16 protein-coding genes are annotated in these 15,919 nt (G+C 64.8%); all 16 read left to right on the plus strand.

The window, feature by feature from the left end:
* Positions 1–404: 404 nt before the first annotated feature.
* The 16 genes from M0D69_RS16845 (at position 405) to M0D69_RS16920 (ending at position 15,919) form a co-directional block, all read left to right on the plus strand.
* On the plus strand, positions 405–1,382 hold the full coding sequence (locus M0D69_RS16845) for a sigma 54-interacting transcriptional regulator (RefSeq protein WP_301783090.1): 978 nt from the start codon (positions 405–407) through the stop codon (positions 1,380–1,382).
* A gap of 344 nt (positions 1,383–1,726) precedes the next feature.
* Positions 1,727–2,083, plus strand: a complete 357-nt coding sequence (locus M0D69_RS16850) for a hypothetical protein (RefSeq protein ID WP_301783091.1) — start codon at positions 1,727–1,729, stop codon at positions 2,081–2,083.
* Positions 2,084–2,116: 33 nt separating this feature from the next.
* Positions 2,117–3,760, plus strand: coding sequence for a phage tail sheath C-terminal domain-containing protein (locus tag M0D69_RS16855; RefSeq protein ID WP_301783092.1), 1,644 nt, complete (start codon positions 2,117–2,119; stop codon positions 3,758–3,760).
* 35 nt (positions 3,761–3,795) lie between these two features.
* Positions 3,796–4,323 carry a phage tail protein gene (locus tag M0D69_RS16860; RefSeq protein WP_301783093.1) on the plus strand — a complete coding sequence of 176 codons (528 nt, stop codon included), beginning with the start codon at positions 3,796–3,798 and terminating at the stop codon, positions 4,321–4,323.
* Between the two features lie 11 nt (positions 4,324–4,334).
* The gene (locus tag M0D69_RS16865; protein WP_301783094.1) at positions 4,335–5,084 is read left to right on the plus strand and encodes a hypothetical protein; all 750 of its coding nucleotides are present in this window, start codon (positions 4,335–4,337) and stop codon (positions 5,082–5,084) included.
* The gene (locus M0D69_RS16870; RefSeq protein ID WP_301783095.1) at positions 5,081–6,085 is read left to right on the plus strand and encodes a hypothetical protein; all 1,005 of its coding nucleotides are present in this window, start codon (positions 5,081–5,083) and stop codon (positions 6,083–6,085) included. Before M0D69_RS16865 ends, M0D69_RS16870 begins: the two co-directional genes overlap by 4 nt.
* Complete coding sequence (locus tag M0D69_RS16875) at positions 6,082–7,338, plus strand: DUF4255 domain-containing protein (protein WP_301783096.1); 1,257 nt, start codon at positions 6,082–6,084, stop codon at positions 7,336–7,338. Before M0D69_RS16870 ends, M0D69_RS16875 begins: the two co-directional genes overlap by 4 nt.
* A complete protein-coding gene (locus M0D69_RS16880) occupies positions 7,335–9,362 on the plus strand; it encodes an ATP-binding protein (RefSeq protein WP_301783097.1) in 2,028 nt (675 codons plus the stop codon). Before M0D69_RS16875 ends, M0D69_RS16880 begins: the two co-directional genes overlap by 4 nt.
* Complete coding sequence (locus M0D69_RS16885) at positions 9,359–9,616, plus strand: hypothetical protein (RefSeq protein ID WP_301783098.1); 258 nt, start codon at positions 9,359–9,361, stop codon at positions 9,614–9,616. The genes M0D69_RS16880 and M0D69_RS16885 overlap by 4 nt, the downstream gene beginning before the upstream one ends.
* Complete coding sequence (locus tag M0D69_RS16890) at positions 9,613–12,513, plus strand: DUF4157 domain-containing protein (RefSeq protein WP_301783099.1); 2,901 nt, start codon at positions 9,613–9,615, stop codon at positions 12,511–12,513. The genes M0D69_RS16885 and M0D69_RS16890 overlap by 4 nt, the downstream gene beginning before the upstream one ends.
* Complete coding sequence (locus M0D69_RS16895) at positions 12,510–13,172, plus strand: hypothetical protein (protein WP_301783100.1); 663 nt, start codon at positions 12,510–12,512, stop codon at positions 13,170–13,172. The genes M0D69_RS16890 and M0D69_RS16895 overlap by 4 nt, the downstream gene beginning before the upstream one ends.
* A gap of 11 nt (positions 13,173–13,183) precedes the next feature.
* Positions 13,184–13,507 (plus strand): LysM domain-containing protein, encoded by a 324-nt coding sequence (locus M0D69_RS16900; RefSeq protein WP_301783101.1) that lies wholly within the window; start codon positions 13,184–13,186, stop codon positions 13,505–13,507.
* A gap of 3 nt (positions 13,508–13,510) precedes the next feature.
* Entirely contained in the window at positions 13,511–14,668 is a 1,158-nt protein-coding gene (locus tag M0D69_RS16905) for a hypothetical protein (protein WP_301783102.1), read from the plus strand.
* A complete protein-coding gene (locus M0D69_RS16910) occupies positions 14,665–15,186 on the plus strand; it encodes a phage baseplate assembly protein V (protein WP_301783103.1) in 522 nt (173 codons plus the stop codon). Before M0D69_RS16905 ends, M0D69_RS16910 begins: the two co-directional genes overlap by 4 nt.
* A 48-nt stretch (positions 15,187–15,234) precedes the next feature.
* Complete coding sequence (locus tag M0D69_RS16915; protein ID WP_301783104.1) at positions 15,235–15,558, plus strand: hypothetical protein; 324 nt, start codon at positions 15,235–15,237, stop codon at positions 15,556–15,558.
* Between the two features lie 4 nt (positions 15,559–15,562).
* Positions 15,563–15,919: a GPW/gp25 family protein gene (locus M0D69_RS16920; RefSeq protein WP_301783105.1), complete on the plus strand. Its 357-nt coding sequence runs from the start codon at positions 15,563–15,565 to the stop codon at positions 15,917–15,919.

A 15,919-nucleotide genomic window follows, 5' to 3' on the forward strand; every position in this document is an offset into this window, starting at 1 on the left:
GAAGCATTACCCCGCTGCTCATGGGATTCAGCGAGATCCCTGTGTCTTCGGCTGCGCTGGCGACTCAATCTCAAGCACGATTCTCGCCAGGGTCACCGCTGGATAGGGCTACGCGGTCCTTCATGGAGCACCGCTTTGGCGTCGACCGCTTTGATTTGCTGCCGACCAATCGTGTCGGAAATGGCGGATCGAAAGGCTGGTGAAATGCGAACCGGTCTACTACACTCATTTGGCGCGTATCAGTTGAATGAAAACATCTTCGCGCATGGTCAAAGATTCGCTTGCTCGAACAAACATCTAATGCTGCGGCCACAGCATTCGCGGTGATTAGCGCTTAACGCGCGCCAATCGTAGCGTGCTTCGTACGCAAGATGATGAATACGACAAGCAGGAGCGAATTCCCGATGATCGGACAATCGCATGCGTTCCTCAAGGCGCAGCGCCTTATCGACAAGATCGCGCGCTGCGACGCGCCCGTGCTGATCGAGGGCGAGACCGGCACGGGCAAGGAGCTGGCTGCCCGCGAAATTCACTATGGCGGAAGCAAGCGCGACGGTCCGTTTGTCCCAGTCAATTGCGGCGCGATACCCGGCGATCTGGTGGAGAACGAACTATTTGGCCATCGGCGCGGTGCCTTCACCGACGCGCACGTCGAGCAGGTCGGCCTCGTCGCGCACGCTGGCAATGGCACGCTCTTCCTTGATGAAATCGACGCGTTGCCGCTCAAGGCGCAGGTGTCGTTGCTGCGATTTCTGCAGGATCATCAGTATCGGCCGCTGGGTGGGCCCGAAAGCCGGTACGCGAACGTGCGCTTGATCGCGGCGACCAATTCGAATCTCGCGACGCTTGCTCAACAGGGCGCTTTTCGGCTCGACCTGTTGTTCCGGTTGCGCGTCATGTGTGTGACGCTGCCGCCTCTACGCGAACGCCAGGGTGATGTTGCGCTGCTCGCCGATGCCTTCCTGAAAACGTGCGTCGATCGTTTCGAGGGCGGCGCGAAAGCGATCCATCCTGTCACGCTCGATTGGATGAACGCATACGCGTGGCCCGGCAATATCCGCGAACTCGAGAACCTGATCTGCCGTGAATATCTTCTCGCCGACGAACATACGATCCGCATCGATCCTCCCACCGGATGCGACACCGCTGTTGCGACAAATGCTCGCGTAGACCTTCCGGCATTATCGATTGTTTATGAAGACTTCAAGACAGCAAAGAGCCGCGTGATCGCCGAGTTCGAGTCCCGTTACCTCGCCTACGCGCTGCATGCGGCGGGCGGCAATATCACGCGTGCTGCCACGCTTGCGGGCAAGGAGCGCCGCGCGTTCGGCAAGCTGCTGAAGAAGCATGGCATAGAGCGGGCCGGGAGCGGTCTCGACTAGGACCGCAATGACCCAGCCCGTGCTTGCACGAGCGCCATCCGCTCGCAGCTTCTCGATACCTCATCCTGTCTGCTTTTCCTGCCGCTTCAATGAATTCCCGACGCTCGTTTTTGCACGTCCGGGCGGGTCATTTTCCACCCGGCGCCGGGTCGCGTCGTGCGCGTTCCAGCGTCCGCATCGCTTGTCGAACAGTTGTTGACGTCAGGCGCCAAGTCCTGGACAGCAAGGCGGTGCAGTCATGCGAGTCGTATCGCGTCAGACGCGGCGCATCCGGTACGGGTCTTGCATTGATGTCGCGCACCGCCGCAGAGTCAGCTTAGCGGGCGCCTAAGCGGGTGCGACGAGTGGATCCTGACGAAGTCATTCTTTCGAAGCTGTGCAGCGCCGTCGTGGGCTACCTGAAGCGGCACCCGCAAGCGGCCGATACCGTCCGCGGAATCGGAAACTGGTGGTTGCCCGTTGCTCGTTGTCACGCGGATGCAAGGGCGCTCCAGCGGGCGCTGGACCGGCTTGTCGGGCAGGGGCGCGTGACGCGGTACGCGCTTCTGGACGGTACGATTCTTTACGCCAGCAGTGAAGGGCGGCAGCCGGGCTTGCTACGGAAGCGGCGCCGCATCCGCGGCGCGCTGGTGCGCCGCGCCAGGAACGCGCGGGTCAGCGGCCCGGCGCGCGGCCGGCGCTCGGCAGCCAACCGCAAGTGACCGTTGATAACCGCAGATAACCGGGAGCAATCCATGCCCGTTACGTTGACTTACCCAGGCGTCTACATTGAAGAAGCCCCGAGCGTGGTCCATACGATCACCGGCGTGTCAACCTCGATTGCGGCCTTCGTGGGACAGACCGCGAAAGGCGCCGCCAACGACCCGACCACCGTGTTCAGTTTCGGCGACTTCGAGCAGGCCTTCGGCGGTTTGTCCGCCGGCAAGACGCTGGGCTTTGCGGTGCGCGACTTCTTCCTGAACGGCGGGAGCCAGGCGATCATCGTCAGGGTGACGGGGACCGTGCCCCCGCCGCCAGCACCGCCGGCAGCGCCAGCAGCGCCAGCAGCGCCAGCACCGGCGCCAGCACCGGCCGTCAAACTCCCAGGACCCGCCACGGCAAGTTTGAAGGCCAATGATCTGACCTCGCTGCAACTGCAGGCTGCGAGTCCTGGCGCGTGGGGCAATGCGCTGACCGCGATCGTCGACTACAAAACCGCGCCTGCGGGCGATCAGCGCCTGACGTTCAACCTGACGATCATCGAAAACGGCAGCAATGGTTCGAAGGTCAACATAGAGAAGTTCCTGAACCTGTCGGTTGATCCGCGCAGCAACTTTTTTGTCGCGAAGGTGCTCGCCAATCAGTCAGCGCTGGTGCGCCTTTCGCCCGACCAGAAAATGCCGGTCCTGGGCGACGACGGCCTGCCGAACCCCCTGCCGGTGCCTCCCGAAGCCACTACGAACCTTAGCGGAGGGGAAGAAGGCCCGCCTCCCAGGCCGGAGGACATCCAAGGCGATCAGGCCTCTAAAACCGGTCTTTTCGCACTCGAAAAAGCCGACATCTTCAACATGCTGTGCATCCCGCCGCCCACGCCCGGTTCAACGCTGCCGACCGCCGTGGTCACCGCGGCCGTCGGCTACTGTGAAACGCGCCGCGCGATTATGATCGTCGATCCGCCGACCACGTGGATCGACGCGAAATCCGCCGTCGCGGGCGCGACCGATCTGCAGGCGAGCATTGGCGCGGTGAGCAAGAACGCCGCCGTGTTCTTTCCGCGCATCATCCAGGCGAATCCCGTGGCGAACGGCCAGATGCAGGAGTTCGTCCCCTGCGGTGCGGTCGCCGGCGTGTTCGCGCGCACCGACGCGCAGCGCGGTGTGTGGAAGGCGCCTGCGGGCATCGACGCGACGCTGATCAACGTCCCGCAGCTATCCGTGTCCCTGCACGACGGCGAAAGCGGTCAGCTCAATCCGCTCGGCGTCAACTGCCTGCGCGCGTTTCCGATCGTGGGGCGGGTGATTTGGGGCTCGCGCACGACGCGCGGCGCAGACGTGCTGGCCGATCAGTACAAGTACATCCCGGTGCGCCGGCTTGCGCTCTTTCTTGAAGAGAGCTTGTATCGCGGCACGCAATGGGTCGTATTCGAACCGAACGATGAACCTCTGTGGTCGCAGATTCGGCTCAATGTCGGCGCGTTCATGCAGAACCTGTTTCGCCAGGGTGCGTTCCAGGGCCAGACGCCGAAGGACGCTTACTTCGTGAAGTGCGACAAGGAAACGACGACGCAAAACGATATCGATCTGGGCATCGTGAATGTGGTGGTCGGCTTTGCGCCGCTCAAGCCGGCAGAATTCGTAGTAATTACGCTACAGCAGATCGCAGGCCAGATCCAGGTTTAGGACCGCGTTCAGGACAACCCGCAACGGAGACCATGATGCCCCAGTTCACCGTCAACGCGCAGCGCTTCGATCCGTACAAGAACTTCAAGTTTCGCATCAAGTGGGACGCGAAGTATGTTGCCGGCATCAGCAAGATGAGCGCGCTGAAACGCACCACGGAAGTGGTCAAGCATCGCGAGGGAGGTGACCCGAGTTCGAGTCGGAAGTCGCCCGGAAAGAACGAGTACGACGCGATCACACTCGAGCGCGGCGTAACCCACGACACCGAGTTCGAGAAGTGGGCCAACAAGATTTTCCAGTATGGCTCGGGGCTGGGCATGGAGGTATCGCTGAAGGACTTTCGCAAGGACCTGATCATCGAGATCTATAACGAAGCCGGGCAGCTTGCCATCGCTTACAAGGTGTATCGATGCTGGGTGTCGGAATACCAGGCGCTCCCTGACTTCGACGCAAACGCGAACGCGGTTGCGATCCAGCATATCAAGCTGGAAAACGAAGGCTGGGAGCGCGACGAGAGCGTGACTGAACCGAGCGAACCGACCTTCACCGTGCCATCGGCCTGAATGAGGCGAATATGCGCGCGCTCGATACGCCGGCACTCCTCGACGCATGGGATCGCGGCCACAGCCTGTCCGCCGACGCGTGGGCGCTATGGCTCCTGCGTACAGCTACGGTCAAGGCCGGTGCCTCGACGCCGGCCGGCACGCTCGCGCAATGGACGGTCGGGCGGCGCGACCGGGCGCTGTTGCGCTTGCGCTCGCTGACCTTCGGCGCAAGCATCAATGGCCTGGCCGATTGTCCTGGTTGCGGCGCAGCTGCGGAATTCGATATGAACTGCGACGCGCTGGCCGGGTCCCCATCGGCCGACGATGAACCCGCGCCCGCGCAGTTTGAAGCAGCCGGCTACGCCGTGACGTGCCGCGCCGTGACGGCGGGCGACCTGCTTGCGATCGCTGACTGCGCCGATGTCGACGTGGCCAGCGATCGTCTGCTCGAACGCTGCGTGGACGCACGCAATGCGCAGGGCGTGCGGGTTGCGCATCGCCAGTTGCCCGCCGACCTTCTGGCCGATATCACCATCCGCCTCGAACTGGCTGATCCCCACGCCGATATCCAGTTGAACGTCCGCTGTCCCGCATGCGGGCATGGCTGGCAGGTGGCGTTCGATATCGTCCAGTATTTCTGGCGGGAACTCGGCGCCTGGGCCACGCGGCAGTTGCGCGACGTGCATGAACTTGCCTCGGCCTACGGATGGAGCGAAGCGCAGATTCTCGCACTCAGTCCAGCGCGCCGGCAACGCTATCTGGACATGCTGACGACATGAGCGACTTCCTTCGTCATCTCGCCTCGCGCAGTCTAGGGCTCACGCCGGTTGTGCGGCCGTATTTATCGCCGATGTTCGCGGCTCCCGCATTCGACATGAACGTCATGGCCGGCGCGGATGATTCGGACTCCATTCCAGTAGGGCAAGAAGCCGTCGATGGCGCTGAAGTCAGCCAGTCGCCGCACAACGACGTTCGCCCGCTCAGCGAAGTTGCGCCTGCGATGCCCCGTGCAACTGCCTCACCGGACCCGGTGTTGCCGTATCCCATCGAGGTCTGGCCGCGCGCTGCACTTCACGCGGACGCGAACGTTGCGACGCCGTCATCAGTTGGGCGCGAATGCGATATCGAGATCGCGCGCGAACCAGCCGTCGTCCAGCGCGCAACTGAAACTTCCGGGGACGCGTCGCGCTCATCGCCGCCGCCGCGTCACGGCGAACCCATCGTGTCCGCGCCACGAGACCTTCCCGCGAACCCGCAACCGCACCACAGCGTCAGGCGCCCGGGTCAACGCCCCACGCAACCCCTCGCATCGATGCGCGTTCCCCACCAACCGCCCGAGCAACTTAAAAGAGATGTCTTCGGTCATCTGTCGCTGGCAGTCGATGCGGCTTCAAAATCAACCGACCCGATCAAACAGCACGCACAAGACGGCTCCAAAGCAAGCGGCCAGAACCAGACCGCAGAGGACCCGGCACCGGCCACGCCAGCTCGGCTCGCGATGCCCCCACGCCGCGCGGTACTGGCCAAGCGAGACAGACACGACGGACCAGACAACCGCGAGACGCCCGACGCCCGGCAGCTCCGCGATACCCGCAGGCAACCCGTGGGCGCTCCAGCGCGGGCCGATCCCGAACTGACGATTCACGTCAGCATCGGCCGGGTTGAAATCCGCGCGACGCCCGCCGCCGCCCATCCCGCACGGCCCGCCGAGCGGGAGGAACGCCAGCCGAGCCGGCTTGAAACGTACTTGCGGCGGCGCGCGGACGGGAGCGGCACATGAGCGGCGCAAACGCCATCGCCGCCGTGACGGCGACCTTGCGCAACCTGCTCACGCGGGCGGTCACGCTCGAGCCAGAGTTGCAGGACACCTTCGTCACCACGATGCCGATGGACCGCGCACGCGACGGCAACAACAACGCCAACCAGCTCAACGTCTTCCTCTATCAGGCGATGCCCAGCGCCGCCTGGCGCAATCTGCCGATGCCGGGCCAGTCCGGACAGCTCGAAACGGCCATGCCACCGCTCGCGCTGAACCTGTATTACCTGATCACCGCCTACGGCCGCGATAACGACGCGCAGAGCCCGTTTAGCCACTTCCTGCTCGGTCGCGCGATGAGCGTCCTGCACGATCATCCGCTGCTCGGCGCGGAGGAGATCCGCCTCGCGTTGCCCGACAACGATCTGTATCTGCAGATCGAGCGGGTTCGCTTCACGTTGCAGCCGTTGTCGGTGGAGGACATCTTCAGACTGTGGTCGGGCTTTCAGACTCAGTATCGGCTGTCGGCTTCTTATGAAGCTGCCGTGGTGCTGATCGAAAGCTCGCGGGCCACGCGGGCGCCGCTGCCGGTTCTCACGCGCGGCAAAAGCGATAGCGGTGTGGCCGTCCAGGGCAATCTGGTGCCGCCGTTTCCGGCCATCGAAAAAATGACGCTACCGGACAATCAGCCCGCCGCGAAAGCCGGCGATCTCGTGACGATTTCAGGCGCGTTCCTCGGCGGCGATACGGTCAACGTCGTGTTCACGCGCCCGCCGCCGCCGGGGCAGAGCACGCCGCCTGAGCAGATTATCGTTGCGGCCGAAGCGGGGTCGACCGGCAACGAAGTGAAAGTTCATATCGATGCCGGCCAGGGGCCGTGGAAGGCCGGATGGTATGTGGTGACTGTCGCGGTGACGGTGCCGGCGGGCGCGCCATCGGCGAAACCGGGGACGACCAATGAATTGTGGCTCGCCTACGCTCCAGATTTCGTGGGCGCCATGCCGCTGAAGGCGACGATCGCCAATGGCGCGGCCACCATCAAGCTCAAGTGCGTACCCGAAGTCACCCCAACGCAACGCGTGCTGCTGCTGCTGGGTGATCGCGAGCTGCACGCAGCGCCTCGGACGGCGCAGACGGCGGCGTTATCGTTTCCGGTCGATCAGGCGGTGCCGGGCGAGTATCCGATCAGGCTTCGCGTCGATGGCGTCGACAGCCTGCTGGTCGATCGTTCAGTGTCCCCGCCGGTGTATCGCAATCACAAGATGGTGCTGAAATGAACGCGCCGGCGAACTGGCACGAAGCCAACGCGGACTACCTGAGCGCCGCGCTCGACTGCCTGCGCCTGCGCCTCGAACGTCTTGCGGGCCTCGCGGGGAATGCAGGTTCAGGCGAGCCGTCCGTTGATGCCGCGCCATTCTGGCAGGAAGAACAGGCGCGCGCCGATGCATGCGCTTCCGGTGTCGAGCCGCCCCCCGCGCTGCCGATGCTGGCCCGGTGCTTCGGGTTGTCGCGTTTTGAGGAGGAGGTGCTGCTGCTGTGCGCAGCGATGGAACTCGACACGCGTATCGCGGACCTGTGCGCATGGGCGCAGCATCCGGCCGCGCGCGCTTATCCGACCTTCGCGCTGGCGCTCGCCTTGTTCGACGATCCCGCGTGGGACGTGCTGTCGCCGCAACGGCCGTTGCGCTACTGGCGGCTGATCGAGATCGGCGGCGACCGGAGCCAGCCGCTGACCGTGCGGCCGCTGTATATCGACGAGCGGATCGTGTCGTATATCAAAGGACTCAATCACGTCGATGAACGCCTCGACGCGCTGCTGCTGGGCTCGATGCGCGGCGCGGGCGACGCGTTGCCTCCGTCGCAGCAGGCGGCGTTCGCGCAGGCGGTGCAGGCATGGGACGGCACGACGGACGGTGCGCCGCTGCCGCTGATCCAGCTCGCAGGTCCCGACGCCGCGAGCAAGGCCGCGCTCGCGGGCCACGTGGCCGCGCGTTTTGGCTGCGAGTTGCAGCGGGTGTGCATCGATACGCTGGCCGACCGCGCCAGCGACATAGACACGCTCGCGCGCCTCACGCAACGCGAACGCATGCTGTCGCCGCTCGCGCTGTATTTCGCATGGCCCGATGCCGACAACCCCGTCGACTTAACCGTGCAGGGTCTGCTGCGCCGTTTTTTTGCGCGCAGCGAAGGGTTCTTTTTCATCGATGCCCGCGAACCGCTGACCCGTCTCGGGCGGCCTTGCATCGTGATCGATATCGAACGGCTGACGCCTTCCGAGCAACGCAGCGCCTGGGAAAACGCGCTGCAGGACCGCGCGCGCGCGAGTCATGGCGCGCTGGCTGCCCAGTTCAGCCTCGATCACGCGGAAATCGGACGGATTGCGCGGCAGGCCTTGCAGGAAAACGCCGACGCCTCCGACGAACAGCTGGCGGCATCGCTCTGGAGCGCGTGCGGCAAGAGCGTGCGGCCATCGCTTAACCGGCTTGCCCAGTGCCTCGACGCCTGCGCCGGATGGGACGACCTGGTGCTGCCGCCCGAACAGCGCGCGCTGCTCGGACAGATCAGCGCGCAGGTCGCCGGCCGGGCGCAGGTCTACGGCGACTGGGGTTTCGCGAGCAAGATGAATCGCGGGCTGGGCATCAGCGCGCTCTTTTGCGGCGACAGCGGCACAGGCAAGACGATGGCCGCTGAAGTCATCGCCAACGACCTGCGGCTGAATCTTTATCGGATCGATTTGTCGGCGGTGGTGAGCAAATATATTGGAGAAACCGAGGGAAATCTGCGCCGCCTCTTCGACGCTGCGGAGGACGGCGGCGCTATCCTTTTCTTCGATGAATGCGACGCGCTCTTCGGCAAGCGCAGCGAAGTGAAGGACAGTCACGACCGTTACGCGAACATGGAGATCAACTATCTGCTGCAGCGTATAGAGTGTTACAGCGGGCTCGCGATCCTCGCCACCAACATGCGCAGCGCGCTCGATGCGGCGTTCGTGCGGCGGCTGCGCTTCATCGTCAACTTTCCGTTTCCCGGCAACGCGCAGCGCCGGCTGATCTGGGAGAAGGCGTTTCCTGCCGGCGTGCCCCGCGAGCCGCTGGATCTTGACCGCCTTGCGCGCATCAACCTGGCCGGCGGCCATATTCACAACGCGGCGCTCAACGCGGCCTTCCTCGCGGCGCAAGCGCGCGGGCCGGTCACGATGGCGCTCGTCTTCAGCGCGATCCGCACCGAGCTGAACAAGCTGGGCCGTCCGCTGAACGAGGCGGAGCTGCGCGTCACCCAACTGCGGGAGGCGGGCGCATGAAAATTCATCTGCATATCGAACGACTGGTTCTCGACGGCACGCCTTTTGGCAACCGCGACGCGCAGCCGATGCAGGCCGCGATCGAGACCGAGCTGCAGCGGCTGCTCGCTGTGCACGGCGTGACGCCGGGGTTGCAGCGCGCGCATCAGCTCGACCGGCTGTCTGCCGCGCCGATCCGGCCGGCCGCAGGCGATGGACCTCGCGCATGGGGCCGCAGTATCGCCCGGTCGCTGCACGGAGGAATCGCCTCATGATTCGCACTCGCACGGCAACTGCACCAGCATCCGGCGCGCAGCATCGCGCGGCCAAGGCGCCCGAGCGTTGCGGCTGCGGCGGCCAGGCGCAGCCTTGCAAGGCATGCGCTGCTCCAAGCGGAGAAGCGGCCGCGGTCATCCGCGCCACGCAGGCGTCTCGCGGCCGTGCGCTGGACGAGACGACGCGGACAACGATGGAACAGCAGTTCAAGCGCGACTTCAGCCGCGTCCGCGTCCATGCCGACGATCATGCCGCCGACGTGGCCCGGGCAGTCCATGCAAATGCTTTTACGTATGGCGCGAACATCTTCTTTGGCGCGGCGCGGTATCGGCCGCAGACGGCGCGCGGCCGGGCGCTGCTTGCGCATGAACTGACCCACGTCGTACAGCAGGCGGGCGCAGCGGCCCGCGATGAACCCGTGATGGAAGCGCCCGGCAGCGCTCACGAGCGCGAGGCGCGCCGCATGGCCGCCGGCCTGCCGACGGCGATCACGCCGGCGCCTCGGAGGCTCGCGCGCCAGCTTGCCGGGGCCACGGACGAAATAGCAACGGCGCCCGCGCCGTCGAGCGAGCCCATCGTCCTCATGACGATCGATCTGGCGACGAAAAAAGTGGCTCTGCACGGCAGGTCGGGACGCCTTTATGAAGGCACCGTCAACACCAATCTCGGCCCAGGGCTGTACCACTTGATTCCGCTCATGGCGAGGCATCGATGGAACATTGTGGGCGTCAAGGGCGGGTTGCGATTTGATATCGAACTCAACGGTCCGGACCCGTTCCAGCTCAAATATGAGCGCCGTGTGCAGCTACAGGTGCTGCCGTCGGCGGCTGCTTCCGCTGACGTGGAATTGCCCCTGTCGATGCGTATCGGACAGATCAACCGCCTGTTGCAGGAGACCTATCTCGGCGCGACCGATGAAGAGCGGGTGATCGGCCTGATCGAGAGCCTGCCGCTGGAACAGGCCGCCGAAGCGGTCAAGCTGTTCAACGAGCGGCGCTTCGAAGGCAGGACCACATTCGACGAACTCGATCGCCGTATCACCTTCGGCAACAACCTTCGGCTGCACGAGGCGCTGTCGAAGCTGCGCATGAAGGCGATGGGCGTCGAGAAGGGCGCTGCCGCGCTCGCCACCGCGCCGATCCTGCCGTGGCACGACGTCATGGGAATTTTCGAGGACAGCGCGACTTTCAGTGCCGAAGCCACGCCCGGCGGCAAGATCCGCATCAAGTACCTTGGCGGCACGCGCCTGTTCCACGCAAAGGATTTCGGCACCGAAATCAAGCATCTGCCATTCAATCTGCTGGTCGGCGGCCAGGACTACGAGCCCGATCAGGTGCTGATCATCCACGACTACGACCAGGGCCGGTTTGTCCCGGTCGTCGCGCAGCAACTCGCCGGATACCAGCACGCGGGCATCCGCAAATTCCTGTCCGATGTCGCCACGGTCGCGTCCTTCGCCATCCCCGTCTCGGCGGCGGAGAGCGCGCTCGCGCGCGCCGCGATCTTCACGTTCGAGCGCATCCTGCCGGCGGCCATGCTGCTCATCGATGAAAACCGGCTGAACATTGTCGCGTGGTGGCCGAACTGGGGTCCGAAGATGCTGCGCTACGCGGACCTGATCAAGGTGGGCGTGGCGGCGTACGGCATCGTCCGCTTCGCTGTGTCGGGCTGGCAGATCTTCCAGGGCCTCAAGAGCGTGCGCGGGGCGCGCGGAGCACTGGAAGGTGCGTCCGCCGATGCCAAGATGGAAGCGCTTGCCGTGCAGCTGGAAAATGAAGCGGACGGGCTGATCGGAGAAGCGCAGAAGATCCACGACAGTGAGCTGGCTGCCGCAAAGCCGGCAGGCGGCGCAGGCGCGCGCCCGGCGCCCGAGCCGGCCCCGCCAGCCGTGCATGCGTCAGATCCGGCGCCGCCGCGGCCGCGGCCGCAGGCGGACGCGAAGGGCGCGGCTGCATCCGAAAGAACGCAGGTTCACGCGCCTGAAACGCCCGGCGTATCGCAACCTGCGGCCGGCCAGCGTCCGGGTGCCGCGTCCGTCAACAGCGTCAACCCGGAAACCAAGGCGATGCTCGCCAGGAACCCCGCACTCAAGGAAGCGCTCGAAGCCAACCCCCGTGCGGCCGACCTGCTGAAACTGTGCAAGTCGCTGTGTTACCCGGAGTTTGCAACGCCGGATCAGGCGATCCAGCTCGAGCGTGCGCTGGCGAGGGCAGAGAGCCTGGGGTTGTCGATCGACCGCGAAGCGCTGCGCGCGCAATTGCATCGCGCAAAAGATGTGCGTCAGTTGCAGCGCATGCTTGGCGATATCGAACGGGAGGTCGACCGGACCTATACGCTGGGCCGAGGCATCAGGCAGGACCTGATCGACGCGCAACGCAAGGCCTCGGCGCGCGGTGCTGCGGCGATGGACGAAGACGGCCTCACCGTGCTCGAACGGGGCCGGCGCACGCAGCGGCTGGCGGAATCGGAGCCGCGGGAGGTGCTGCGCGGCCAGTTGGGAAAACCGCCAGCGGAAGGCATGCACGCGCACCACATCGTCCCGGAAGCGGAAGGCGGCGCCCGGATGAACTGGCTGCGGCAGGCGCTGCGCCGCGCCGGCATCGATATCAACGCCCGCGAGAATGGCGTGTATCTCGTGGGCATGGAGACGGTGGCCAATCCGGAAGGCACCATCCCTCACACGACCTATCTTCATGCAGGCAATCGCGACGATTATCTGTACACGCTGACACGACGGCTGGCCAACAAAGAGGGGCCGACGCTGCGGGCGGAACTTGCGAAGATCAAGCGCGAACTGAGCGAAGGCGATTTCATGTTCCGGACGGCGCCAGATGATTGGCGGCCGGGCGTGCCTGGTTATGAAGCCATCACGCCGCCGCCTGCGAGGACGCCATGACCACGCATTCCAACGGCCCGCGACTGCTGAAGGGCGCGATTATCGGCATCGACCTGCTTAATCCGCTCGCGAGCGTGATCATGTTCCAGTACAACCCGGAGACGCTCACGCGCACGCTGCAGCCGCAAGGCATGACGGGCCAGTCGGGCGATCGCGACGAGGTCATGCGGCTCAAGGGCGCGCCAATCGAAACCATCAAGGTCGAGGTCGAGATCGACGCCACCGACCAGCTCGAAGCTGGCGACAGCAGCGCGCTGACCTTTGGCATCTACCCGCAGTTGTCGCAACTGGAGATGCTGATCTACCCGAAGAGCGCGCTGGTGATCGCGAATACCGTGCTGCTTGCGGCCGGCACCATCGAAATCATTCCGCCGATGGCGCCGTTCACGCTCTTCATCTGGGGACTCAAGCGCGTGCTGCCGGTGCGGCTCACGGACCTTAGCGTGACCGAGGACGCGCATGACCCGCAGCTCAATCCGCTGCGCGCGAAGGCGTCGCTCGGGCTGCGGGTGCTGAGCTACAACGATTTGTCGGTGACCAATCCCGGCTATCACCTGTTCCTCGCGCACCAGATCGTGAAGGAAACGATGGCGTCCATCGCGAGCGTCAACAATATCGGCGCCGTGCTGGGCGGCAACACGAGCATCACGCTTCTTTGAAAGGGCAGACCATGTTCGATCACACCAGTCGTTACTACGCGCTCCCGACGAGCACCTGGGCCCGCCCGGACGGTCGCGAGATTCCCTATGTGCTGCGCCGTTTTCTGCCGCAGCCGGACAGCCTCGCGCTGCTGGTCCGCGTGAACGTCACGCAGGGCGACCGCCTCGACCTGATTGCGGCGCGCACGCTGGGCGTGCCGGACCAGTACTGGCAAGTCTGCGACGCCAACCACAGGCTGAATCCGTTCGAGCTGACCGGCGACGCCTCAGTCGGCACCACGGTGCGCGTGCCGATGCCACAGACCCCGCCCGTGCAGGGCGCGGCCACGGGGTGAGCCATGGACGCGAGTTCTATCGCCGCAAGTCTGCTCGGCACCCGTCTCACGCTCTGGCTCGGACCGACCATCGCGGTGCCTGCGCCGGCGGTGATCGTGCAGGCGCTCGCAAGCGTCGAGGTGCGCCTGAGCGACGGCGACTACGACGGCTTCGAGCTCACCTTCACGGTCGGCCGCACCAGCGCGCTTGCGATGGACTACACGTTGATGATGAACCCGCTGCTGCGGCCATCGACGCGCGTCGTGATCCAGGTCTGGCTTGGCGTGTTTCCGCAAGTGCTGATCGACGGCTTCATCACGGAGAGTTCGCTCAATCCCGGCGACGAACCCGGCAGTTCCACGCTGACCGTGACCGGCCTCGACCTGCGCATGATGATGGACGTGCGGCAGATGTCGATGTTCTATCCGGCGCAGGCGATGGAAGCGATCATCGAGGAGATCCTGCTGCCTTACATGATGTATCTCGGCATGCCGCCGCAGGTCGAGTCGCCCGACCCGAGCGTGCCGCCGCCGAGCGAGTGGATCCCGGTGAAGGCGGACACGGACCTGGTCTACCTGACGCAGCTCGCGCACAAGTACGACTGCGTCTTCTATGTCGAACCGACCACCGTGCCGATGATTAACAAGGCGTACTGGGGGCCGGTGGCGAACGTGTCCGTGCCGCAGGCGGCGTTGTCGGTGAACATGGGTCCGGAGACCAACGCCACGATCCGTTTTCGTTACGACGGCCGTGCGCCGACGCTCGTCAACGGCATGATGCTCGACAAGCGCACGGGCCTCGTGCTGCCTGTCATCACCGCGTTCAGCACGCGTATGCCGCTCGCGGTCATGCCGCCGGTCGTCGTGCAGGGCGCGACCATGCGGATGTCGTCGCCGGCCGAGGCGAACAACGTTGAATACGTCGAGGCTATGCTGCAGGCACAGGCTCAGACCAACCGCTCAAGCTACGCGCTGAAGGCGGAGGGCGAGCTCGACATGCTGCGCTATGGCAACATCCTGCGGCCGCGCCGGCTGGTCGGCGTGCGCGGCGCGGGCTACATGTTCGACGGCCTGTACTACGTGAAGGACGTCACGCACACAATCAAAGTGGGTGAGTACAAGCAGCGCTTCACGCTCACGCGCGACGGCTTTGGTTCCCTGACTCCGGTGGTGCCCACATGAAAGAAGTCCAGCGCTACTACGGCAAATACAGAGGCGTCGTCATACAGCCGGTCGACCCGCAGACGGACGGGCGGATCGTCGCATCGGTGACGGTGGGCGGCGTGCCGTTGCAGGTCGTCGCCGATGCCTGCATGGCCTTCGGCGGCCCCGGCATGGGACTGTTCGCCGTGCCGCCGACGCTGTCCGGCGTGTGGATCGAGTTTTTGGAAGGCGACATCAACAAGCCGGTGTGGTCTGGATGCTGGTGGCCCGAGGGGCAGTTGCAGATATCGCTCGGCATGGCGGCGAAGCTCGCGAGCCTGCCGATCGTGATGCAGTCGATGGCCGGAAACAGGCTCGTGATCAACACAGTGGGTCCCGATTGCGTTGTGCTCGAGACTGTGGCGGCGGACCTGGGGCCGCGCATTGCGCTGTCGCTGACCGGGATCAAGCTGTCATTCGGGCCGACGGTGACCATCGAACTGTCAGCCGATGGTGTGAGCATCTGCGGCAAGGCCTTGCAGGTGTTGCCGGTGTAAGGCCGGAAGCGGTTAAAGCGAAAAACCAGCAACCATAGTGAGGACCGTATGCCAGGGTTTCTGTTGCACAGCGGCGCGACGGCGAACTGCACCCATCTCGGTATTGCCACGCCGATGCAGGTCAGCACGCAAGTTTTCGTCAGCGGTCAGCCGATCGTCACGCAGGCGTCCACCTACGGCATCGCGGCGTGCCAGTTTCCGACCATGACTTCGGGCGCGCCGCCGTGCGTCACCGCCAGCTGGGTGAAGGCGGCGACGCAGGTGTTGTCAGACGGCATACCGGTGCTGCTGAGCGACAGCGTGTCGTTGTGCAAGCCGACGCCCGCGCCGCTCCTTGTTACCGCGACGCAACTGCTTGTGATCGGAACGTGATGCCATGAACCTTGCCTGGCCATTCCGCTTCGATCCGCGCGGGCGCACCGCCACGGCGACCAATGATGACCACGTGCGCGACATGATCGAACAGATGCTGTTCACCAATCCAGGCGAGCGCGTGAACCTGCCCGACTTCGGTTCGGGCCTTCAGCAGATGGTGTTTGCGCCGAACAGTCCAGAGCTTGCCGCCGCGCTCCAGTTCACGGTGCAGGCGTCGCTGCAGCGCTGGCTGGGCGATGTGGTCGAGATCCAGGCGCTGAGCGTGAGCTCCGATGACGCCGCGCTGCGCGTTGATGTGCAGTATCGGATCCGCGACTCGCTGCGCCAGAGCCGCGCGCAATTCACCCGGGTGCTCTGA

This window comes from Caballeronia sp. SEWSISQ10-4 2 (assembly GCF_030464885.1).
Classification (GTDB): domain Bacteria; phylum Pseudomonadota; class Gammaproteobacteria; order Burkholderiales; family Burkholderiaceae; genus Caballeronia.

What these genes read in the sequence shown, in the direction of transcription:
- M0D69_RS16895 (WP_301783100.1), top strand. Translation starts at nt 12,510, where the DNA reads ATGACCACGCATTCCAACGGCCCGCGACTGCTGAAGGGCGCGATTATC.
- M0D69_RS16880 (WP_301783097.1), top strand. Translation starts at nt 7,335, where the DNA reads ATGAACGCGCCGGCGAACTGGCACGAAGCCAACGCGGACTACCTGAGC.
- M0D69_RS16855 (WP_301783092.1), top strand. Translation starts at nt 2,117, where the DNA reads ATGCCCGTTACGTTGACTTACCCAGGCGTCTACATTGAAGAAGCCCCG.
- M0D69_RS16905 (WP_301783102.1), top strand. Translation starts at nt 13,511, where the DNA reads ATGGACGCGAGTTCTATCGCCGCAAGTCTGCTCGGCACCCGTCTCACG.
- M0D69_RS16890 (WP_301783099.1), top strand. Translation starts at nt 9,613, where the DNA reads ATGATTCGCACTCGCACGGCAACTGCACCAGCATCCGGCGCGCAGCAT.
- M0D69_RS16920 (WP_301783105.1), top strand. Translation starts at nt 15,563, where the DNA reads ATGAACCTTGCCTGGCCATTCCGCTTCGATCCGCGCGGGCGCACCGCC.
- M0D69_RS16865 (WP_301783094.1), top strand. Translation starts at nt 4,335, where the DNA reads ATGCGCGCGCTCGATACGCCGGCACTCCTCGACGCATGGGATCGCGGC.
- M0D69_RS16860 (WP_301783093.1), top strand. Translation starts at nt 3,796, where the DNA reads ATGCCCCAGTTCACCGTCAACGCGCAGCGCTTCGATCCGTACAAGAAC.
- M0D69_RS16900 (WP_301783101.1), top strand. Translation starts at nt 13,184, where the DNA reads ATGTTCGATCACACCAGTCGTTACTACGCGCTCCCGACGAGCACCTGG.
- M0D69_RS16875 (WP_301783096.1), top strand. Translation starts at nt 6,082, where the DNA reads ATGAGCGGCGCAAACGCCATCGCCGCCGTGACGGCGACCTTGCGCAAC.
- M0D69_RS16910 (WP_301783103.1), top strand. Translation starts at nt 14,665, where the DNA reads ATGAAAGAAGTCCAGCGCTACTACGGCAAATACAGAGGCGTCGTCATA.
- M0D69_RS16885 (WP_301783098.1), top strand. Translation starts at nt 9,359, where the DNA reads ATGAAAATTCATCTGCATATCGAACGACTGGTTCTCGACGGCACGCCT.
- M0D69_RS16870 (WP_301783095.1), top strand. Translation starts at nt 5,081, where the DNA reads ATGAGCGACTTCCTTCGTCATCTCGCCTCGCGCAGTCTAGGGCTCACG.
- M0D69_RS16845 (WP_301783090.1), top strand. Translation starts at nt 405, where the DNA reads ATGATCGGACAATCGCATGCGTTCCTCAAGGCGCAGCGCCTTATCGAC.
- M0D69_RS16915 (WP_301783104.1), top strand. Translation starts at nt 15,235, where the DNA reads ATGCCAGGGTTTCTGTTGCACAGCGGCGCGACGGCGAACTGCACCCAT.